This is a genomic window from Psychroflexus gondwanensis ACAM 44 (assembly GCF_000355905.1).
GTDB lineage: Bacteria > Bacteroidota > Bacteroidia > Flavobacteriales > Flavobacteriaceae > Psychroflexus > Psychroflexus gondwanensis.
In genome coordinates this window covers 1-20401 of the sequence record NZ_APLF01000005.1, presented here as the reverse complement: position 1 = coordinate 20401, position 20401 = coordinate 1, and the positions used below count along the sequence as shown (strand labels likewise).

Genomic DNA, 20401 nt, shown 5'->3' with positions numbered 1-20401 from the left:
TTTGGAAGTTGATAGTCAAATAATTATAAAATTTTTTGAAAATGAAGAGAGGACCGTTGTTATCGTGGGATATTTATTCTGAATATGTTTTTAATTTCTTAAAATCCCTAAAGAAGAAGAAAGATATTGAAAGGCTAGTCAAATTTCAAACGAAATTCAACTGGGATTTTCAAATAGAGGAAACCCTTTTTAAAAATGAATATAAGGCTATTATAATCACAGATAAAAACCAGAACATCATTTGGGTTAATGAAGGATTCAAAGATATGACAGGTTACAGTTTGGCTTTTGTAAAAGATAAAAGTCCTAAGATTTTACAAGGTGAAAAAACATCTAGAGTAGCCTTAGATCAAATCAGAACTCAATTAGCTACTGAATCTTTTTGCCAAACTTCTATGGTAAATTATAGAAAGGATGGAAGTGAATATATGTGTGAGATAAAAATTTACCCAGTTCATAACTCAGCCCATCAAGTGGAACACTACATAGCGCTTGAAAATGAAGCCTTGCTCAACTAAATCCAATCTTTGTTGGTAGACTCTACTTTATAAATTAAGTAATTTAGAATTTTCCTTGCCTCCTCTACCTTTAGATATTCTACATTAAGAGAGCCTGAAGCAGTTTCCAATATTAAATCGGCATGGCCATTATACTGCTGAAAAATGTTTCTACTGAGTTTCACCGATTGTAATTTGTGAATTTCGATAAGCTTGTGAATCGTTTCAATAGAACCACTTCTTACATTTATAAAAGTTGAATTTATTCCTATACTGCTTTTTTTCACTTTTAAAATAGATAGAAAAATAAATATAAGCAGTAGGAGAAAAATACCAACTCCACTTACCCAATTAAAATAGAAAGCATAGGCCATTAGCGAAAGGATGACTATAATAGCTAGCCTTTGGTAAAAGTATCTGAAAAAAAGTCTGGCTTGTGATTTACAAACACTGTACACTTGCTCCGACAGATCCACATTAAACAAAGATCTAAATAGCAAATCCAAATTAAGCTTAGAGACTCCAACAATTCCTATTTTTTGCTTTTCAGAAAGTTGATTGGAAGCCGCTTGGCTTACATATATACTCTTTATTTTGAACAGCTTCTTAATAGGATTTGTCCTTATCTCAAAAATTTGGGTCTTTACTTTTTTTATAACTTTATTAATTCTTTTAAAAAGACCGTACTCCACCTCAAAATTTTCTTGGTTTTTGGTGATTTTTAAATTATAGTATTTTAAAACCGTAGTCATTACCGTAATAAAAAAACCAATGAATATAACACCAAAAATTAAAATTGAAATGAATGTTAGAGTTTCAGGAATTCTATTTTTAAAATCTTCTTCAAGATTGAGATCGTAGATTTGAGTTAAGAAATCCCTGACGAAGTTATAAGCGTAAGCTAAAAAAGCAAGCAATAAACCAACCCCTTTAAAAAGATTGGAACTAATACCCACCTTTAGTAGAGTGTTGAAACTTAATTTAAAGAGCAATGAAGGCTCTTCGTTTCTTTCGGAAGGCTCATCTAGTTTAGAATCCGAAGCACTTTCATCATCCAAAATTTGTAATTCATCTTCGTCTCTACGCTCTTTTTCTTTAATAAGTTTATCTTTTAAAGATTGAGCAAAATCTTTGTCTAAAGCTTTGATTTTAATTTCGGCAGTTCCTTCTCCTGCTGTTTCAATTTCAAAACCTACTACATTTAAAAATCGCTGCAAGAGATTCTGTTGAAGATTTATGTTTTGAATTCTCTCAAAAGGAATTTCGACATGACTTAATTTAATAACTCCCTGATCTAAATGAAAGGCATCTTCTTGAATTGAAAATTTGAACTTTCTATAGGATAGGTATGAGAAGACAAATTGAAGAACAACCAATAAAATCAATCCTATAATAATGTAAGTTCCGTAGTCTTGTAATAAGTTTTTCTTAAAAAAAGGAATTGCCAAAATGAAGATATTTTGACGGACTCGTTTTATCAGGTCTGTAAAAAAGATAAGAAAAATACCATTGAAAGACTGTAATCTAGGAATTGAAAAATCTATATTACTCATCTATGATGGTGGTTTTAGCAAGAACCTTAGCCTTCAATTTTTGAGCTGTCTCTTTATCCAAGCCATCAATAATTAAGTCTCCCGATGAAGCACCAGCGGTATACAGTCTTAAGGAATACAAATTGAAAAACCTAGAAAGCGGACCTTGCTTAATCTCCACGTGCTGTATCCTATTATAAGGAATCACAGTCTCAGTAAAATAAAAGAAACCCGATTGGTAAATAATATCGTATTGTCTTATTCCAAATAACCTCAAGGGGAAACCTTTTTCAATCTCAGTAGCCCGCAAGGCTAAGACAAAGCTTAAGATTGCTAAGACCACAATAGGAATCCATATAGGAACGGGTTCAAAAAAGAAAGCTACAATTGGTAACGCAAAAAGCAAGATAAAGACAAGCCCCTCATTTATCCAGATCAGTTTTTTATACCGTTTTTGGACTGAATTAAGCTCAACAGATTTAAAATCGGGTAACTGGTCAATATGTACTTCTAAATTTTCAAAATTCATATATTCAATAATTGGATTTTACTCGCTCTCCATTTTTATAGTAACCTACAAAGGCATCTTTAAAATCAAGTTTTGCTACTATTTCTAGAAGTTTTTCAGCTTCGGCTTCAGTTTCAAACACTCCTAAGGTAAATAAATTAAAATCTCTGAAATTAGCATTATGAACTACACTATAATCATCTGACGATAGTTTGATATTAAATTTCTTAAAAGCGCCTAATTGAACTGCATAGAATTCATTTAGATTTAATGGACTAGTAGACATAGATACTTGAGATTCTAACTCTGTAATTCTATTGTTATAATTCTCTATGGATGAGGTTTCAACAATCTGTTCGCCTTCTTCAAGCTGAGTGCCATTGTTCGTATTTATTAGATTCGGTTGAAAAATAACAGTAAAAAGAAGTACTAAAAAAAGAATTGCCAAGATGACAGTAGAAGCTAAAAATCCCCTTTTTTGTGATTTTAAATCTTTCTTTTCTTCGGCGAGCTCAATTATAGTTTTATTCTTCTCTTCAATTTTGACTTTCGCTTCCGTTTCTTTATTAACGATTGCTTGAAGTTCTTCTTCGGTTAGGATTGGCATAGATGTGTGAGTTATTGATTATCAGTTATTAAAATCTAATTTATGAAAACCATTTGATATTTTTAAAGTTTGGTTTTCTTTTTTCTAAAAATGCATCCCTTCCTTCTTTTGCTTCATCAGTCATGTAGGCTAGTCTAGTAGCCTCTCCTGCAAAGACTTGTTGCCCTACCATACCGTCATCTGTAGCATTAAAAGCAAATTTCAACATCTTGATAGAAGTTGGAGATTTTTGAAGTATTTCTTGAGCCCAATCATAAGCCGTAGACTCTAAGTCTTCATGAGGAATCACTGCATTCACCATTCCCATTTCATAAGCGTCTTGAGCACTGTAGTTTCTGCCTAGGAAAAATATTTCTCTAGCTTTCTTTTGCCCTACCATCTTAGCGAGATAAGCAGAACCATATCCACCATCAAAACTCGTCACGTCTGCATCGGTTTGTTTGAATATAGCATGCTCTTTACTTGCCAACGTCAAGTCACAAACGACATGTAGAGAGTGCCCACCACCAACAGCCCAACCTGGCACAACGGCAATAACCACTTTAGGCATGAAGCGAATTAATCTTTGTACTTCAAGAATATTGAGCCTTGGGGTGCCGTCATCATCTACATAACCTTGGTGACCTCTTGCATTTTGATCTCCACCACTGCAAAATGCATATTTACCATCTTTAGAAGATGGGCCTTCACCCGAAAATAGAACTACACCTATGCTAGTGTCCTCCCTTGCATCCAAAAACGCATCAAAAAGTTCGTTAACCGTTTTAGGACGAAAAGCATTTCTCACGTCTGGTCTGTTAAAGGCTATCCTTGCAACACCATTAGATTTTTTATAAGTAATATCTGTGTACTCTTTAGCGGTAGTCCAATTCATTTTATTTTTTATTTATGTGAAAGTTTTTCTCCGTTTTTGGAATAATAGTCTAGTTCCTTAAATACAAATTCATCTTTTTCTGTTATATAAACAGAACATTCGTCTATAGGTCCTACATAAAGGTGAAGACTTATCGATCGTCCTTTATTAAGGTTATGCAAAGAGTGATACCCTAAAGCGTCGTTCATGTAGGATAATCGACTTTGAGTCATCTGCACATCTGCTATTTTTTCCAAATCTTCATCTACCTCGACGTATCGTTTTTCCCTAAGCTTACCTTCAGCCAAATACACCCAACACTCTTCTCCATTATGACAATGAACAGGAGTTTCTTGCCCTTCTTCCCAGCATAATAGAAGTAACTCGTATTTAGAAGTTCTTGAAACACAGTTCCTCGTGTAGGTCTCTTGAGACCAAAATGCATAAGGCGTTAAATCCACTTCTGGAATTGACAGGTGTTGTGCAATTTCAAAATAATCCTGTCCCCTACAAGTTGGTAATATTTCTAAAAGTTTCTTTAAAGATGTGATGCTTTCCAAGGAGTCTAAATTTTTTAAGTATTTTTATACATATTGAAAAATATTCAATGTTAGTAAATATAAATTTCAAAAAAGGCTTATGCAAGCAGACCTCAAAGTATTTCAAAAAATTTCACAAAAACTTATAGATCACGAGCAAAAAGAAGGGGTTGTAAAACCAATTGAAGCCGAACAACTTTTTGAAACTTTGGATTTGGATTTAGATGCTGAAGGACTTGATGGAGAGAAGTTTGAATCCTTACTAGAAGATGTCGTTTTAAGCACTCCTAGAACTTCTACAAAATTGTTTTTCAATCAATTATTTGGTGGTCGAAATTATAAAGGCACTCTAGGAGAACTCTTGGCCGTAATGCTCAACAACAGCATGTATACTTACAAAGTTGCGGGACCACAAGTTGGTATTGAGAAGGCCATTATAGATAAAGTTTGCAAAATATTAAATTTTGGCGAAAATGCAGATGGCACCTTTCCTCCTGGTGGATCCATGAGTAATTTTATGGCCATGCTTATGGGCAGAGATGCTTATAACAGAGATATAAAGTTTGAAGGTGTTTCTGAAAAAATGATTATTTATACTTCAGATACTTCGCACTATTCCATTACCAAAAACGCCATGTTCGGCGGAATTGGAATCTCACAAATAAGAAGAATAGAAACCGATAAGTTTGGAAAAATGAAGCCAAAAGCGCTTCAAAATCAAGTTGAAGAAGATCTAAAGCAAGGATTTCAGCCATTTTTCGTGAATGCTACTGCAGGGACAACTGTTTTGGGAGCTTTCGACGATATTGAAGCTATACATCATGTCACAAAGAATTATAAAAACCTATGGCTACATGTTGATGGGGCTTATTGTGGTTCAGTAATTTTTAGTGAAAAGTATAAACACCTGGTCAACGGAGTTGAACACGCAGACTCCTTTAGTTTTAATGCTCATAAGATGTTGAACGTTCCTTTGAGCTGTTCTATCTTGATTACTAAAGAAAAACACAACCTTAAGCATTCCTTTGCCTGTGAGGCCGATTATCTATACCAAACGGATGGAGATGAGTATAATTTAGGGAAAACCTCCTTACAATGTGGACGAAGGAACGATGCTCTAAAATTTTGGACCTTATGGAAATCTGTTGGAACCAAAGGCTTAGAACAAATGGTGAATCAACAATTTGACTTGGCAGAAACGGCTAGAACTTACGTCAAGAATCACTCCGACTATGAATTGTATTCTTTTGAAGATTCTATTTCTGTATGCTTCAATTATAAAAACATAGATCCAAAAGATTTATGCAATTCTTTATACCAAGACGGGAAATTAATGGTGGGTTACGGTGAGTTTGATGGTAAAACATTTGTGAGACTTGTCACCATAAATAGCAATAATAGAGACAAAGATATTTTGAATTTCTTCAAAATAATGGAAACTTATGTTGCCGAAAAACATCAAGACTTAGTTACACTTTAATCTGCTTGGTCATTTTTTTGACAATCTTAAAGGCAGCGGGACAAATTTCAACATTTTTTAAAGTCAGTTTAGAAATTTGCTGAAATTTTTTCCGATCCGTATGAGGAAACTCGGAGCATGCCTTTGGCCTAACATCATAAATAGAACAATAGTTATCTTCACCCAAAAACGAACATGGAACTTTTTGTAAGACATAATCATTGTCTTCATCAACTCTTAAATAAGTATCTATAAATACTGAAGGTTTCATTCTAAAGTGTTTGGAGATGCGCTCGATATCTTTATTTAAAAATAAAGGGCCCGTGGTTTTACAACAGTTAGCACAAGTAAGACAATCTATTTCTTCAAAAGTCTCCTCATGGAGTTGTTGCATAGTTTGATCGAGGTGCTTTGGTGGTTTCTTTTTCAATCTTTTGAAAAAATCTTTATGGGCTTTATGCTTATCTTTGGCCATCTCTGGCAATTGTTTTAAAAACTCATCCATATTACAAATATAAAATCATACACTTGAATCCTAACTCTATATCCAAAGATATATTTGGCTTAGCCGTAGAAAGTCACTACAAAAGACAAGATCAAACCCCAATCATTGTTCATGCTGAAGACTTTTATGATGATAAAATTCCAGTAGAATATTTATTTAGAACTTATGAAGAAATGCCCGAAATTGAGCAGAAAGCAATCCAGCTCTCGATGGGTACAACTCTGGATGTTGGCTGCTGTGCAGGAAGTCATAGCTTAGAATTAAAAAAGAGAGGTCTAGACGTATTACCAATTGATATTTCTAAAAAATGCATTGGAATTTGTAAAGAAAGAGGGTTGCCTGAAGCTATGCAAACCGATTTCTTTATTTTAAAAGATAAAACTTTTGATACGATACTTCTATTAATGAATGGCATAGGCATAGCTCAAACGATTAAAAACCTGCCTGTTTTTTTTAATCAAATCAAAACTCTTCTAAAACCTGATGGCCAAGTATTGCTGGACTCTTCAGACTTGATTTTCCTCCACGAGAATGAAATTATGGATGATAGCAAATATTATGGGGAAATAACGTATTCGACCAGTTATAAAAACAAAACCTCTCGACCATTCCCGTGGTTATATCTGGACTTCGAGTTACTGAAAGACCTTTCAGAAAAAGAAGGATTCACCTGTGAGTTAATTTATTCAGATGATCACTATGGGTTTCTAGCCAAGCTAAAACTTAATTAAGACTATAGACCTTTTCGCCTCCTATATAAGTGGAAAGTACTTTGGTAGTAGGAATTTTATTTAATTCCACTTCCATTGGATCTTGATCTAAAAGGATAAAATCAGCAAATTTACCTGGCTCTAAACTTCCTTTTTCTTTATCTTCAAAATTGGCATAAGCAGCCCAAATCGTCATTCCTTTCAATGTTTCTTCTCTAGACAGTTTTTCATCAGGATTAAAACCTCCTTCAGGATAGTTTTCTAAATCTTGTCTAGCAACAGCCGCATAAAAGGTGAGGAAAGGGTTTACATTTTCGATAGGAAAATCCGTTCCTAAAGCAACTTTACCCGCATGATCCAAAAGAGTTTTATAAGCATAGGCAAAACCAGTTCTTTGTTTGCCTAGACGATCTTCTGCCCAGTACATATCACTCGTAGCATGGGTAGGTTGAACAGATGGGATAATGTTCTCACCATCAAAATATTTAAAATCCTTATCGTCCATCACTTGCGCGTGTTCTACTCTCCACCTTCTGTTTTCGTCATTCTGCAATAAACTATCATAGGTTTTAAGCACTACGTAATTAGCAGAATCGCCGATAGCGTGAGTATTCATTTGAAATTCAGAATTATATAATCTAACTGCTAAGGTTTTAAAGTCATTTAGGTCGATAATCATACTTCCAAAATGATCTTCCTTATCTGAATAGGGTTCTTTTAAAACGGCTCCTCTTGAGCCTAAAGCGCCATCTGCATATACTTTTACAGAACTCACATTCAAACGGTCTGTTTTTAAAATACCCGACTTTAAAAATTCACTTATATTTTCTTCATTATTGCTTAACATGGCATAAATTCTCATTTTTAACTCACCCGCATTTTGCAAATCCTCTATCAAATGAATCACATCAGAATTTAAACCCGCATCGACTAAGCTTGTAAGTCCTAAGGAAATAGCAATATCTTCAGCAGATTTTAGGGCAGTAGTTTGAGCCGCTTTATCCAATTTTGGAAATGTAGCTCTAATTTTAGCCATAGGATTATCGATTAAGATTCCTGTTAGCTTTCCATTATTTTGAACTATTTCTCCTCCAAAAACCGGAGTGGATTCATCAATATTAGCTTTATCTAGAGCCTTTTGATTTACAATCATCGCATGTCCATCTATTCTGGTAAGTGCCACCGGAATATCTGGAAATAGTAAGTCTAAAGTATCTTTTGTAGGAAATTCTTTTATGGGCCAATCATTTTGATCCCATCCTCTACCAATGATGTATTCTGTTTCAGGAAATTTCTTTTTAAACTCCTGTAATCTTGAGATCACATCCTTATAGCTCACAGTTCCATCTAGATCTACACGGCTTAGTTTTAAGCCTAGATTATACAAATGTGCGTGGGCATCGATAAGTCCTGGCAGGATCGTTTTTTGTTCCGCATCTAGAGTTTCCTTAGCCGTATATTTCGAACTTAAATCTGAAGTTGACCCTACTTCTACTATTTTCCCCTCCTTAACAGCAAAGGCTTCAGCAGTAGAAAAATCTGCATCTACGGTATACGCTTTAGCATTTATAACCAGGAGATCAACCTCTTCTTTAGACTCACAAGAAGACAATATTACACATACAAGTGAAAGAATAGAAATAAAAATTTTCATTAAAATAAGTTTTGAATTGAAGAATAAATTTCGTCACGTATGGCAGAATTTCCACTGGCAGCCAGAATTATAGAAACAAAGAGTCCTATCATGGCATAACCAAAATCTTTACCTATCATAAGGGCCGCTTTCTTTTTGTGTTTATTTCCTTTTTTCTTACGAGAAAGGCTAATGGCAATTTCTCTACCGCCGATAATACCCAGAAAAACCCAAGTTGTACTCATAGGTACGGTAGAAATAAAGAGCTTGTAAACCAGAAGGATAACGTAAGACAAATCTATTAAAGTGGCTGCACGTATATCAGAAACTCTAGTTTTTTCGCTCACTACTCCTTGAATTTTATCACCTCGTAAGTAGAATAGTAAACCTAAACCAAAGAATATGGTTAAGGCAAAAATTGAAAACTGACCTACAGTTTGTGACCTTGGTAGGAATACGGCAATGTTAGCGCCATCCTGCATCACCCAAGTCGCCCACAAGGTGCCACTCACAATCCATTGAACCGCCATCCAATATTGACTATGTTTCCTGCTCTTAAAGTACTTTCTAATGGTGTTATAGGATAAATACCACACCAAAAATGAAATTATAAATGCTAAAATATAACCGGACCAACTTTTGAAAATGACCGATGTAATACCTGAGGTATCGGCACTGAAAACACTCAATAATAAAAAGGTTGTAGATACTGGCATTTTAAGTCTCGTCAAAATCAACAAGACTAAAGGAGCTATAACTTGAAAAAAAGTGAATTTCTCGGGGTGTGGATAGTCGGAAGTACCATCCGGATTGGTCAATCTTTGGTAAGTCACATCTCCATCAAAATAAATAAAACTGAAAGTGACGGTTACCAAAAAAATACCTCCAATAAATAGCCAAAGAATCCACCATTTATTTGCTTTATTACTTTCTATAAAGGTTCCTAGAGACTGTATACTATCGTTTGCCACAGCAGCATAAGCAGCAAAAAAGAAACCAACCCACATAGCAAAATTGGCGTTGGTAGTAGACGTTGCAGCAACGATAATACCTACTACAATTATAATTAAAAACGTTTTTTCTTCAGAAAGAAAATCAAGAATATTTAAATAAGGCCTATCGCGATCATAACGTTTAAACTTCTTTGCCATCAGCTAGGATTTGTTGTAAAATCAATTTTCGCAAATCTACTTAAATAAAGCATTCTAATGTTTCCTTTTTGTTAAGAAAATTAAGCAAACAGTTACCAGTTGAATTGGTAAGTTAGTCCCCCTAGGACTTGTATACCTTGGACTTCAAAATTCTGCCAACGGTTGTAAGAATTGTTCAATAGGTTATTTCCATTCACAAATACTGCAAGTCTAGGATTGATCTTGTACTCCAAGGACGCATTAAGATCTAAATAGCCATCTACTGTATTATTAATCCGACCACTTGAAATTGGAAATGAATTGGAATCTATCGAAATATTTTCTAAAGCATCGTTACGTTCTCCGATATAAAATAATGCTGCTGAGAAATTCCAATTTTTGGTAAAATTAAAATCTGCATAAGCCCTTAATTCAACTTCAGGAAGGTTCCAGGCTGGTTCTCCATTTCCTGTTGAGAAATCTGAATACTTTCCAAAGAAGCCTATATTGAAATCACTATCAATTTGATATGCTAAATCCGCAGAGATTCCAAAGGTCTCTAAATCGTTGTATACTACACTAAAGGAATTTCGATAATCAAAGCCTCTTTTAGATTGACCATTGCCATAATCAATATCTGGATTTGATATAAAAAAAGCAGTGTTGTTTGTGCTAGAATAATTGATTTGAGAAGATAAGGACAAGTTTTCCAATAATTTGGTTGTAAACCCTGCGAAAGCATTGTATTGATTATTGCTAGGTCTTATGAATTGAGTAGGAGATAAAAATGGATTCTGCTGAGATAAATTTTCGTAGGTATTTTGCTCTAGACTACCGTCCACTCCTAAAAATACTTTGATAGTTTCTTGGTTAAGACTAAACTCAGCTTTTATATCTGGATAAAAAAAGACTTTATTCTCGCTATTTTCCATATCACTAAAAAAGACAGCTTTAGCTCCTAACTTCAAATTTACATTCTGAATATTGAACTTCATAAAAGGATTAATTCCTGCTTGGAATTGTTGATAATCCAAGCTTCCATCCCCTATCAAACGCTCTTCAAAAGAGCCATTCAAAAACTTAAAATCTCCTTTGATTGATAAATTTTGAGTCCTTAAGGGAATTTCTACTAAAGGTTGAATATCTAGCAATTGTTCTGAACTGCTAAAATTATCTGTAAAATTATAGACGGTTATATCTGCTTCTTTTAAAACAAGGTCTGTAAAACGAATTCCTCCAAAAGCTTCTAGTTTTGTATAGGTTTGTTTGGGATCTATAGCCTTAAGTTGGTCTTGAGATAGAGCATTTGCCAGCGTTGATTCCAATCCGTAATAATTGACTTCCCTGTGATTCACGTCAAAACCAGTATTCCAATCGAAATATCGATCTTGTGATGTGAGATCTAATCTTAGGTTGGTATTTGAAAAATCATCATCCAATACAACAGCATCAATACCTCCTTGGGAGGATAAATGATTAAAGGCAATATCTAAATGACGGTCTCGATTGATATCGAAATTACTATAAAAATCGGCTAGAATAGTTGAGAAATTTCCTACTCCAAACCTTGAATAGTTTTCAAAAAGCTTGTCTGGCGGAGACATGCGAACGCCAGAGGCTGTTCCTTTTGCAGGTGTAAACGTAGAAGCTACAGGAACGTCGATAAAAGAATAGGACAAGTCTCGACGTAACTGTTTTATAGAATCCTTTTCGCTTGGCTTTTGCTTAATTTTAAAGGCATCATTTACCGTAGGTGAGTATTGCTTTACGATAATCAACTTATCAGTGTTAATGGTATCTCTTTGAGCAATTGCTTTATTACTTATTAAAAAAACAACTAAAAAAATTAGGTTTATCTTGATGGTCAAGTTCATTTTATTCGTTTGTTTAATTGTGCAAATAACGTCATCTTTAAAACATAAATAACTCTATAAGGTTGAATTTTATTTCATACTAAAGCTTAAATTTAAAAAAATGCAATTATGAAGGAAGATCAAGTCAAAAGTTTGATGATCGAACAGGATCAATTTTTAAAATCTGAAAAATCGAAATCTATTTCTGAAAGAATACAGACTCTAGAAAAACTAAAAGCTAGTATTAAATCTCATGAACAGGATATTGTAGATGCGCTTTATAAAGATTTTCAAAAGCCAGAATTTGAAGTTTTTACTACCGAACTTTTTGTGGCTTACAAGGAATTAAACCTCTTTATCAAAAAAATTAAAAAATGGTCCAAACCCAAATCAATTTCCTCTGCTTGGCTAAACTTCCCCTCTAGTGATAAAATCTATTACGTGCCTTGGGGGAAAGTTCTTGTGATAGCCCCTTGGAATTACCCCTTTCAGTTAGCTATTACACCAGTTATTGGAGCTATTGCTTGCGGAAATACAGTTGTTTTAAAACCTTCTGAACATGCCCCATATACCGCAGATGTCTTAGAAAAAATAATCAGTGAAGTATTTGAAGACTCCCAAGCTAAAGTAATCCAAGGCGCTGTAGACACAGCTCAAATTTTATTAGATCAAAAATGGGATTATGTCTTTTTTACAGGAAGTGTCCCTGTAGGAAGAATTGTTTCGCAGCAGATCGCAAAACATATGACGCCACACACTCTGGAATTGGGTGGAAAAAATCCCTGCATTGTAGATGCTTCTGCAAATCTAGATATTGCCGCCAAACGAATTTGTTGGGGAAAGTTTTTGAATGCTGGTCAAACTTGCATCGCTCCAGACTATCTGCTTATTCATTCAGACATCAGAGAGAAATTTCAGCAGAAGTTAATAGAAACCCTTAAAGACTTTTATGGAGATTCTTCTAAAGCGTCTTCAGACTATGCGAGAATTATCCATGCTTCTCACTTTGAAAGATTAGATGGATTTCTAAACGATCAAAACGTCATCTATGGCGGGATTTCTAATGCAGAAACCAATTTCATATCTCCTACGCTAGTGGATTCTCCAGATTTTGACTCTCCACTGATGAAAGAAGAAATTTTCGGTCCTATTTTACCGCTGTTTAGCTTCACCGATTTTAAGGATTTGGAGGAAACTATCAATAGCTTCGACAAGCCTTTGTCTCTTTACGTGTTTAGCGAAAAAAGTTCTTTCACCGATCAAGTAAATCAAAGCTTCGATTTTGGAGGAGGAGTCATCAATGACACTATCGTTCATTTTGTAAACGATAAACTTCCATTTGGAGGTGTAGGTGCTAGTGGAGTTGGTAATTACCATGGCAGGGCGTCATTTGATGCTTTTACACGCCAAAAACCCATTGTTCATCGTAAAAATTGGCTGGATATCCCTATAAAATATCCCCCTTACAAACGACTGGATTCTTTCAAATCTTTTCTGAATTTATTCCGGTAAGCTTAAAAGTGAATTTTGATTTGACTCGCATTTGCGACAACTGATTTATGGACTTTTCAGAAAACTGAAGGATTCGTGGGTAACCACCTGTCACTTGTGCATCTCTCATCAATACTATCATTTTCCCAGCAGGCGTAAACTGAATAGTTCCCGGCAGCACAGGACCCGTGATAATTTCCTCCAAGTCATTTGCCAAACGCTCTTGGATTTGATAAGCCATGCGGTTCAAAGATGTAGACAAAGAAAACTCAGCATGTTTTAATTGGTAGTCTAAGGTTTGACTTAGCTTATAAAATTCAGGACCTTCAGACACCTCCAGTTCAGTTGAAGTGTAATAACTCATGTCCAATACTGGTGACTCCCCACCACTCACTCCATCGAAAGCCCTGTAAATTAAAACATCATCATTTTCAAATTGCCGCTTCGTTATGGGCTCATAAAAACTTTGACTGTTAAACGGCCCTTCAGACTCAAAGCCGCCTTTCACAGCAATATATCCCCAATTCCCCTTTGTTAGTTGTTTAATCTTAAGATAGTCTCCTTTTTTGATCTTTAAGATTTCGAAAGGTTCTACCGCTTTATCATTGAGTTTAAAATCGCCTCCTAAAGCGCCTATACACATAAATGTTGGTGAAGTGAACTCAAGTTCTAAGCCTTGTTGATAAAACTCCATTGATGAAGAATTGGGGGGATTCTCCAGTATATGGTTTGTAAAATGATAAAGATTTTGATCCATAGCTCCAGAAATCGGAACCCCGTAAGGCATCCCCGCGAACCTTCCTTTATCTTGTAGAGAAGAATACAATCCTGCTTTGTGAATATAAATGCTCATTCTTATAGTTTTATGTCGGAAGGATGAGATTGAAGGTCATCAAATTCTTCCTTAGAAATTGATTCAAATTGGAGCGAATCTCCTGGACTTAAAACACACGGGGTATCTGTTTTATGACTATCAAATAAAGATAGTGGTGTTCTTCCGATAATTTGCCAACCTCCCGGAGAGCTTGAAGGGTAAATTCCAGTTTGGTATCCAGCAATCCCAACTGAACCCGAATTTATCTTAGACCTAGGATTGGATTTTCGCCTGCAAAACAAGGAAGAATCCATACCTCCCAAATAAGGAAAACCAGGTAAAAATCCGATGAAATATACGGTGTAAATTGGGCGAGTATGACGCTTGATAATTTCTGAAATTGATAGGCCAGTTTTTTTAGAAACTTCTTCTAAATCTAAACCAAAATCCAACTCGTAACATACTGGTATTTTTCTGGTAGGAGTCTTAGGCATATCCGTTGTAGATACGTCGGAAATAAGTTCTAAAAAATTGTCTTTTTCACTATATAAATTATTTATAGTGGATTTGTAAATAACTAATAATGAATTGTATGTATTTGTAACTTGAAGTATTTGTTCACCTTTATTTAGAAAGATATTTTCTTTTAAATTCAAAAGGAAATATAGGAGACTTTTATTAATATCTCGGTTAAATTCAATCAAAATTGAACGCTCACTAAGCTGAAATATACGCACAGATTCACTCATGATTTTCTATCTATTTTGATTCCATTTTTAGATAATTGGGTGGTCAATATCTTCAAAATTTCATGGGCATTTGGAGTATCGCTATGCACGCAAATAGTATCAAATTTCTGATCGATTTCTTCACCCGAAATTGATTTCACTTTTTGATGTTTTATCATATTGAAAACAGTTTTGAAAATAAGATCTGGATCGTTTAGAACAGCATTTTTTTGAGTTCTTGGAACCAAACTTAAATCGTTTTGATAGGCTCGATCTGCAAAACCTTCAATCCAAATATGAATCGAATCTGGAATTTCGTTTTGAAAATTTACTCTAGGCGGGCTAAACACTACCAAATCATTATTTCGTTCCTGAATAACCTCTAACACTAAATTTGCTAGTTCTGGACTTTTCCGCATATCATTGTACAAAGCCCCATGAGGCTTTACGTGATGTAAGTTGACCTCATATAACAAACAGGCTTCTTCTACCAAATCGATTTGATGGTGTAGACTCTCCTTAAGGTCTTGGAAGGGAAGTGACATAGACTGGCGACCAAAATTGTCTAGGTCTGGATAAGAAGGATGTGCCCCAACTTGCACATGATGCTGTTTTGCAAGGTCAACAGCTGTTCTTACAGACTCGAAAGTTCCATAGTGTCCGCCACAAGCAATATTGCAAGAAGACAGAAACGGCATTAATAGCGCATCGTACTTCCCTCCTTCGCCTAAGTCACAATTTAGATTTATAGTTGTCAATTTTATTTGAAATTTATAAAAGTTATGCTGAGTTCAAAACAATTTTAAGTATTTTTCCAGTATAAAACCAATTTATATGAGGTCTATTTTAATTCTCCTAGTTTTCGTTCTAAATTTTCAACTTTACTCACAAACCCAAACTGTAGATTCTAAGGTCGTTTCTGCGATTGTCTATAATTCTGGCGCTCAAGTGACTTCAGAAAAAAAGGTCAACTTAAATGAAGGTATTACTACGTTAATCTTCGACAACTTATCGCCAAATATCGATGAATCCAGTATCATCGTTAATGGTCTTGAAAATATCAATTTGAATTTTATTTCTTTCGAAACTGACTTTTTAAATGAAAAGGAGTCCTCCATAGCTTTAGATAAATTGAGGAATCAACTTAAAGACTTCGAAAAAAAGAAAGCTTATACAGACAACAAAATAAAATCCTTAGAAAAGTCCATAGCGCTTCTAGAAAATAATCAAAACCTGGATGGCGGCGAAAATGAATTGAACGTTGAAAAAATAAAAGCCTACAAAGAGTATTACTCCTCGCAGATTGAATCTATTTCCAATTCAATTTATGACCAACAACTCCTTCTTAAAGCGCATAACGAAGACATTTCAAAACTCACTAATGAGATCAATAAACTAGAAAGTAAAAACCGAATTAACAGAGGTAAGATAACGCTTGAACTAGAAGCTGAGAATAGTGGAAACAGAACTATTGCTTTGAGTTACTTTATTTTTGATGCAGGCTGGTATGCGTCCTATGACCTCAAAGCTGAAGATATTGATGAAAACATCACTCTTACCTATAAAGCAAAGGTTTACCAGAGCAGCGGGGAGGATTGGGAAAACATCAACTTAAAGCTATCCACTGCAAAACCAAATAGCAACTCTGTCAAACCAGAATTAGAGCCTTATTATTTAGATTATAATTCTCCGGTTCAACAAAAAAGACAATCTAATAAATATCAAAATTTAAGGTATAACCCTAGTGTAAAAAGTGTTCGGGGAAAGGTATTTGACCAACAAGGTCAACCTCTGCCAGGTGTAAATGTGATGATTGGGAATAACGGCACTCAAACGGATTTTGATGGGAACTACTCTATCGATGTTGGAAACTCACAAACAATCACTTATAGATATTTAGGTTTTGAAAGCGTCAGTATTCCCGTTTATAACAGTAATATTAACATTAATCTTGAGACAGATTCCGCGAGTTTAGACGAAGTAGTTATTATGGGTTATGGAAACTCAAAAAGAAAAGAATCAGTTGACGCTGTCCAAGAGGTTGCTCAAGCTATACAACAACAGACTTCTGTTGAGTTTCAACTTCCTCAACCCATCAGCTTGGCTTCAAATTTCGACTATAAACAGTTCCAACTCAATGAACACGAGCTTAAAACTACCTACGAATACTACTCTGCTCCAGAATTGTCATCCTCTGTATTTTTGATTGCTCAATTAAAAGACTGGCAAGACCTTGACTTGATAGAGGGGACTGCCAACTTATATTTTGCAAATAGCTATCTTGGTACTACTAGTTTAAACCTTGGATTTTTAGAGGATAACCTAAGCATCTCCTTAGGTACCGATGAAAAGATTGTATTGGAACGCACACTTCCTAGAAAAAAGACTTCTCAGACTTTCTTTGGTAACACTAGAATTATCGAAAAAGCTTATGAAATTGAAGTAAAAAACACTAAAAATTCAGTGGTTAATATTCTTATTCAAGAACGTGTGCCTATTTCTAGAAATGAGTCCATAGAGGTCGAAGATGTAAACTATAGCAAGGCAGAATACGATTCTAAAACTGGATATATAACTTGGAAAGTACAACTACAGCCTAACGAAAAAACCACTTTGAGCTATAGCTACACTTTAAAATATCCTAAGAATAGAGTTTTAAATTTAAGGCCCTAAGGAGAGTTTATCCCAACCACCCGTCACGATCTACTACCAAATTGAATTTATATTGTCGTATAATTCAATTTATTCCTACGACATTATAAATTTAATTTAGTAATAAAGTCTTATAATATAGGTGATTTAATAACTGATGAGACCAATAAGAAGTTTTTTACCAATACTTATTACGCTGGAATACCGGCATATCAAATAATGGCTCTTTCTGATCATAAATTAGAGAAGGTATTTATTTAAGTATATAAAGGCTTCCGTAAAGAGGAAAGCATTTTAAATTGTAGGGCATCCTTTTTATAATTAGATTATAGCCAATATGCATTTCTAAAGTTATGGATTCCTTTTTCTAATGATCAAGATTTCATCATCTGAAAATGGCATCCATGCTAGATCATAAATATAATGATAGGTTTTACCCTTAGAATTTGTTTGAAGGTGGGTGTGGTATTTAAAGCGAAAGTTTTTGTTGGCAAGTAGATTGCGATACACTTTTCTCTGTGTTTTATTCTTTCCTACGAGCTCAAGTAGTATGGCATAATTGCGTTTCAAAAACCCATTAATTTCTACTGCGGCCTTTTTGGTTGCATATCGCAGATGCTTATGGTAGTAATTTTTACAATAGGTAGAGCAGAAGATCTTGTCCGATCTCCCAATGATTGTTTTCTTACATATTTTACATTTATTTTTCACAACACCTATACCAATCCTTAAATATAGGCTATCCGTTCTTAACGGTTAAATACCTTTAAATTATTAAAAGACTTGACTTTTAAGTTTATTTCTAACTAATTTAGAAGCTCCTGACATGATTTATATATGACTAAAAACAATGAAAGCCCCTAAAAATCAAAACATTCTAATCTATACCGCATTACCAAAAGCCAAACGGTTAAAGGTGTATATTCCATTCCTTATGAAAGCTGAACGGGAATGCTTTAAAAAACTTGACTCTAGCTATTATCACCCTCAACAGAACCTTTGGAGTCTGATTAACACAGTAGAGAATCTTAAAAAAATTGAAAGTCTCTTTGGCAGTAAATTACTTCAAGTTGGAGAGTCTGCACCAAGGGGCATGCCCAAGATAGACCTTAACAGACAGGGTGAAGCAGAACTTGAAAAAACCCATCAAAAAATGGTTTTAAAGGGATTTAGTAAAAACACAGTCGATAATTATAAAAGCTCGCTAAAACCTTTTTTTAAATATTTCGAAAACCAATCTCTTAAATCAGTGACTAAGGAACAAATAGAAGGCTATGTTTTTGAATTGATCAGTAAATATAAGATAAGCGAATCTGCTCAAAACACTATTATTAACGCTATTAAGTGCTACTACGAGCATACTTTAGGGTTACCACGAGAATATTATAACATCACTAGACCTAAAAAGAGTCAAGATTTACCTAACGTCCTTCATATCAACGAAGTTAAAAAGATCATTAACAGCCCTAGTAATTTGAAGCACAAAACTATCCTCCATACTATTTACGGTGCAGGCTTACGTGTTGGAGAATTGATTAGACTAAGAGTAGTAGACATAAGAAGTGAAGAGGGTTATATCTTTATTAAGGACTCCAAAGGAAAGAAGGACAGGCATACCGTACTTAGCAAGCATCTGTTAGAATTACTTCGAGAGTATTACAAGATCTATAAGCCAGCTTACTGGTTGTTCGAGGGTCAAACTGGCGGGCAGTATTCCAGTACTAGTATACAAAGTATTTATCGCAAAGCTGTGAAAGACACCAACGGAAACCCTTGGAGTACCCCACACACTTTACGTCATAGTTTTGCCACACACCTTATGGAACGGGGGACAAGTTTAAGACATATCCAGGCCGCTTTAGGTCATAATAGCTCAAAAACCACAGAAATTTATACTCGAGTTTTAGCGATTAATAACAAAACAATAAAAAGTCCATTGGATAATATGTATGAAAGTGTTAGTTTAGATGAAAATAAAACAACGTCCTAAATAGATATATACCCTATAATGAAGATTTGAATAGGGTTTATACGGATGTTGTAAGCAAGCTGAGAAAAACCCTACGCATAAATAAACTGATTCAAAAAACGATTAATCAGATACGTATATTTGAGAATAAATAAATTACTAAAAGAGCATTTCGATTAATGAATTTTGAACACACATATGAATTAGAGGACTGGGAAGATGATAAGGTTCTTTTTGAAAAAGAAGATTGGGTTAGTTTACTAAAACTAAGAGAAGAAAGAGCAAGAAAACAACCTTCCGATTTATACGCACAACAAAGGTTTGCGGTAATTCTTAACATAAATAAGAAATACAAAAAAACGTTAGAACTTATAACTCCTTTATATCAAAAAAATCATAAATCTGGATTCGGAGTTCAAGAAATACTTGATGCGCTTTATGGACTTGGAAAATCTGAAAATGATTTTAACTGGAAAACAAAAATTAGTATCTTAAAGCTTGATTCTACGACTTTGGAATTATGCGTTGATTTTTTGAAACCAAAACGGAAAGCAAGAAATATTCTTGAAATATACGGTGTATTAATAATGAATGCAGATTATTGTGCATTTAATGAACAGAGGCTAGCTCAATTCTTGATTAACCATCCTGAAAAATTTGATATAAAAAAAGATAGTGAGTATTTCTTGGATATTGAACTGAAAATAAAAAGAAAATAAAAAAGCCTGCTTACAACAAAACCTATAAGTAATGCGGGCTAAGGTGCTAAATCGAAAGGTTTGCGTATTTTTATGAGGTCGCAAAATCTTTAGGATTTTACTTTAAACAAAAAACATAAATTAAAACAAAAAGCTTTTGCTACGGGCTGTGGCGGAATGGGAATTGCTTCTCTGCTCCCGCACTACTTATAGCTTAGGCGTT

At 34.5% G+C, this 20401-nt stretch carries 20 protein-coding genes; 7 read left to right on the top strand and 13 right to left on the bottom strand.

Annotated features, from left to right (window positions below):
- Positions 1–41: 41 nt before the first annotated feature.
- Positions 42–518: a PAS domain-containing protein gene (locus PGOND44_RS05770; protein WP_003438243.1), complete on the top strand. Its 477-nt coding sequence runs from the start codon at positions 42–44 to the stop codon at positions 516–518.
- Here the strand turns inward: PGOND44_RS05770 and PGOND44_RS05765 are convergent.
- Genes PGOND44_RS05765 through PGOND44_RS05745 form a run of 5 tightly spaced genes read right to left on the bottom strand, consistent with a single transcriptional unit; the run spans position 515 to position 4557 of the window.
- Positions 515–2050: a PH domain-containing protein gene (locus PGOND44_RS05765; RefSeq protein ID WP_003438241.1), complete on the bottom strand. Its 1536-nt coding sequence runs from the start codon at positions 2048–2050 to the stop codon at positions 515–517. The two genes, PGOND44_RS05770 and PGOND44_RS05765, sit on opposite strands and share 4 nt — an antisense overlap.
- Complete coding sequence (locus tag PGOND44_RS05760) at positions 2043–2558, bottom strand: PH domain-containing protein (protein WP_003438238.1); 516 nt, start codon at positions 2556–2558, stop codon at positions 2043–2045. The genes PGOND44_RS05765 and PGOND44_RS05760 overlap by 8 nt, the downstream gene beginning before the upstream one ends.
- A 4-nt stretch (positions 2559–2562) precedes the next feature.
- Complete coding sequence (locus PGOND44_RS05755; RefSeq protein WP_003438235.1) at positions 2563–3144, bottom strand: SPOR domain-containing protein; 582 nt, start codon at positions 3142–3144, stop codon at positions 2563–2565.
- A gap of 40 nt (positions 3145–3184) precedes the next feature.
- Entirely contained in the window at positions 3185–4018 is an 834-nt protein-coding gene (locus PGOND44_RS05750; protein WP_003438232.1) for a 1,4-dihydroxy-2-naphthoyl-CoA synthase, read from the bottom strand.
- An 8-nt stretch (positions 4019–4026) separates the two neighbouring features.
- Positions 4027–4557, bottom strand: a complete 531-nt coding sequence (locus tag PGOND44_RS05745) for a cysteine dioxygenase (protein ID WP_003438229.1) — start codon at positions 4555–4557, stop codon at positions 4027–4029.
- A gap of 79 nt (positions 4558–4636) precedes the next feature.
- Here PGOND44_RS05745 and PGOND44_RS05740 point away from each other — a divergent pair, with 79 nt between their 5' ends.
- Entirely contained in the window at positions 4637–6016 is a 1380-nt protein-coding gene (locus tag PGOND44_RS05740; protein WP_003438226.1) for a pyridoxal phosphate-dependent decarboxylase family protein, read from the top strand.
- Here PGOND44_RS05740 and PGOND44_RS05735 read toward each other — a convergent pair.
- Positions 6006–6500: a YkgJ family cysteine cluster protein gene (locus PGOND44_RS05735; RefSeq protein ID WP_040555837.1), complete on the bottom strand. Its 495-nt coding sequence runs from the start codon at positions 6498–6500 to the stop codon at positions 6006–6008. The two genes, PGOND44_RS05740 and PGOND44_RS05735, sit on opposite strands and share 11 nt — an antisense overlap.
- A gap of 23 nt (positions 6501–6523) precedes the next feature.
- On the opposite strand from PGOND44_RS05735, the gene PGOND44_RS05730 reads away from it, so the two are divergent.
- Entirely contained in the window at positions 6524–7231 is a 708-nt protein-coding gene (locus PGOND44_RS05730) for a class I SAM-dependent methyltransferase (RefSeq protein WP_003438221.1), read from the top strand.
- On the opposite strand, the gene PGOND44_RS05725 is transcribed toward PGOND44_RS05730, so the two are convergent.
- The 3 genes from PGOND44_RS05725 to PGOND44_RS05715 form a co-directional block, all read right to left on the bottom strand.
- Positions 7224–8864: an amidohydrolase gene (locus PGOND44_RS05725; protein WP_003438218.1), complete on the bottom strand. Its 1641-nt coding sequence runs from the start codon at positions 8862–8864 to the stop codon at positions 7224–7226. The two genes, PGOND44_RS05730 and PGOND44_RS05725, sit on opposite strands and share 8 nt — an antisense overlap.
- Positions 8864–9994 (bottom strand): hypothetical protein, encoded by a 1131-nt coding sequence (locus PGOND44_RS05720; RefSeq protein WP_003438215.1) that lies wholly within the window; start codon positions 9992–9994, stop codon positions 8864–8866. The genes PGOND44_RS05725 and PGOND44_RS05720 overlap by 1 nt, the downstream gene beginning before the upstream one ends.
- Before the next feature lie 92 nt (positions 9995–10086).
- A complete protein-coding gene (locus tag PGOND44_RS05715; RefSeq protein WP_003438212.1) occupies positions 10087–11847 on the bottom strand; it encodes a TonB-dependent receptor in 1761 nt (586 codons plus the stop codon).
- Between the two features lie 108 nt (positions 11848–11955).
- Here PGOND44_RS05715 and PGOND44_RS05710 point away from each other — a divergent pair, with 108 nt between their 5' ends.
- A complete protein-coding gene (locus tag PGOND44_RS05710) occupies positions 11956–13338 on the top strand; it encodes an aldehyde dehydrogenase (protein WP_003438209.1) in 1383 nt (460 codons plus the stop codon).
- Here the strand turns inward: PGOND44_RS05710 and PGOND44_RS05705 are convergent.
- From PGOND44_RS05705 to pxpA, 3 genes are read right to left on the bottom strand one after another with little or no spacing between them, the layout of a single operon-like run.
- A complete protein-coding gene (locus PGOND44_RS05705) occupies positions 13310–14170 on the bottom strand; it encodes a 5-oxoprolinase subunit C family protein (protein WP_003438206.1) in 861 nt (286 codons plus the stop codon). The genes PGOND44_RS05710 and PGOND44_RS05705 overlap by 29 nt on opposite strands.
- A gap of 2 nt (positions 14171–14172) precedes the next feature.
- Positions 14173–14880 (bottom strand): 5-oxoprolinase subunit PxpB, encoded by a 708-nt coding sequence (gene pxpB, locus PGOND44_RS05700; RefSeq protein WP_003438203.1) that lies wholly within the window; start codon positions 14878–14880, stop codon positions 14173–14175.
- Entirely contained in the window at positions 14877–15617 is a 741-nt protein-coding gene (pxpA, locus tag PGOND44_RS05695) for a 5-oxoprolinase subunit PxpA (RefSeq protein WP_003438201.1), read from the bottom strand. The genes pxpB and pxpA overlap by 4 nt, the downstream gene beginning before the upstream one ends.
- 76 nt (positions 15618–15693) lie before the next feature.
- Here pxpA and PGOND44_RS05690 point away from each other — a divergent pair, with 76 nt between their 5' ends.
- Positions 15694–17532 carry a DUF4139 domain-containing protein gene (locus PGOND44_RS05690; protein ID WP_003438198.1) on the top strand — a complete coding sequence of 613 codons (1839 nt, stop codon included), beginning with the start codon at positions 15694–15696 and terminating at the stop codon, positions 17530–17532.
- Between the two features lie 330 nt (positions 17533–17862).
- Here PGOND44_RS05690 and PGOND44_RS15250 read toward each other — a convergent pair whose 3' ends face one another.
- Positions 17863–18081: a hypothetical protein gene (locus tag PGOND44_RS15250; RefSeq protein WP_223810277.1), complete on the bottom strand. Its 219-nt coding sequence runs from the start codon at positions 18079–18081 to the stop codon at positions 17863–17865.
- A 280-nt stretch (positions 18082–18361) separates the two neighbouring features.
- Here PGOND44_RS15250 and PGOND44_RS05685 point away from each other — a divergent pair, with 280 nt between their 5' ends.
- Both PGOND44_RS05685 and PGOND44_RS14965 read left to right on the top strand, forming a co-directional pair.
- Positions 18362–19501, top strand: coding sequence for a tyrosine-type recombinase/integrase (locus PGOND44_RS05685; RefSeq protein ID WP_003438192.1), 1140 nt, complete (start codon positions 18362–18364; stop codon positions 19499–19501).
- 158 nt (positions 19502–19659) lie between these two features.
- Positions 19660–20199, top strand: coding sequence for a hypothetical protein (locus PGOND44_RS14965; protein ID WP_003438186.1), 540 nt, complete (start codon positions 19660–19662; stop codon positions 20197–20199).
- Positions 20200–20401 lie beyond the last annotated feature (202 nt).

Excerpts from the sequence above, each read along its gene's own strand:
- PGOND44_RS05770 (WP_003438243.1), top strand. The coding sequence starts at position 42 with ATGAAGAGAGGACCGTTGTTATCGTGGGATATTTATTCTGAATATGTT.
- PGOND44_RS05765 (WP_003438241.1), bottom strand. The coding sequence starts at position 2,050 with ATGAGTAATATAGATTTTTCAATTCCTAGATTACAGTCTTTCAATGGT.
- PGOND44_RS05760 (WP_003438238.1), bottom strand. The coding sequence starts at position 2,558 with ATGAATTTTGAAAATTTAGAAGTACATATTGACCAGTTACCCGATTTT.
- PGOND44_RS05755 (WP_003438235.1), bottom strand. The coding sequence starts at position 3,144 with ATGCCAATCCTAACCGAAGAAGAACTTCAAGCAATCGTTAATAAAGAA.
- PGOND44_RS05750 (WP_003438232.1), bottom strand. The coding sequence starts at position 4,018 with ATGAATTGGACTACCGCTAAAGAGTACACAGATATTACTTATAAAAAA.
- PGOND44_RS05740 (WP_003438226.1), top strand. The coding sequence starts at position 4,637 with ATGCAAGCAGACCTCAAAGTATTTCAAAAAATTTCACAAAAACTTATA.
- PGOND44_RS05735 (WP_040555837.1), bottom strand. The coding sequence starts at position 6,500 with ATGGATGAGTTTTTAAAACAATTGCCAGAGATGGCCAAAGATAAGCAT.
- PGOND44_RS05725 (WP_003438218.1), bottom strand. The coding sequence starts at position 8,864 with ATGAAAATTTTTATTTCTATTCTTTCACTTGTATGTGTAATATTGTCT.
- PGOND44_RS05720 (WP_003438215.1), bottom strand. The coding sequence starts at position 9,994 with ATGGCAAAGAAGTTTAAACGTTATGATCGCGATAGGCCTTATTTAAAT.
- PGOND44_RS05715 (WP_003438212.1), bottom strand. The coding sequence starts at position 11,847 with ATGAACTTGACCATCAAGATAAACCTAATTTTTTTAGTTGTTTTTTTA.
- PGOND44_RS05710 (WP_003438209.1), top strand. The coding sequence starts at position 11,956 with ATGAAGGAAGATCAAGTCAAAAGTTTGATGATCGAACAGGATCAATTT.
- PGOND44_RS05705 (WP_003438206.1), bottom strand. The coding sequence starts at position 14,170 with ATGAGCATTTATATTCACAAAGCAGGATTGTATTCTTCTCTACAAGAT.
- pxpB (WP_003438203.1), bottom strand. The coding sequence starts at position 14,880 with ATGAGTGAATCTGTGCGTATATTTCAGCTTAGTGAGCGTTCAATTTTG.
- PGOND44_RS05690 (WP_003438198.1), top strand. The coding sequence starts at position 15,694 with ATGAGGTCTATTTTAATTCTCCTAGTTTTCGTTCTAAATTTTCAACTT.
- PGOND44_RS05685 (WP_003438192.1), top strand. The coding sequence starts at position 18,362 with ATGAAAGCCCCTAAAAATCAAAACATTCTAATCTATACCGCATTACCA.
- PGOND44_RS14965 (WP_003438186.1), top strand. The coding sequence starts at position 19,660 with ATGAATTTTGAACACACATATGAATTAGAGGACTGGGAAGATGATAAG.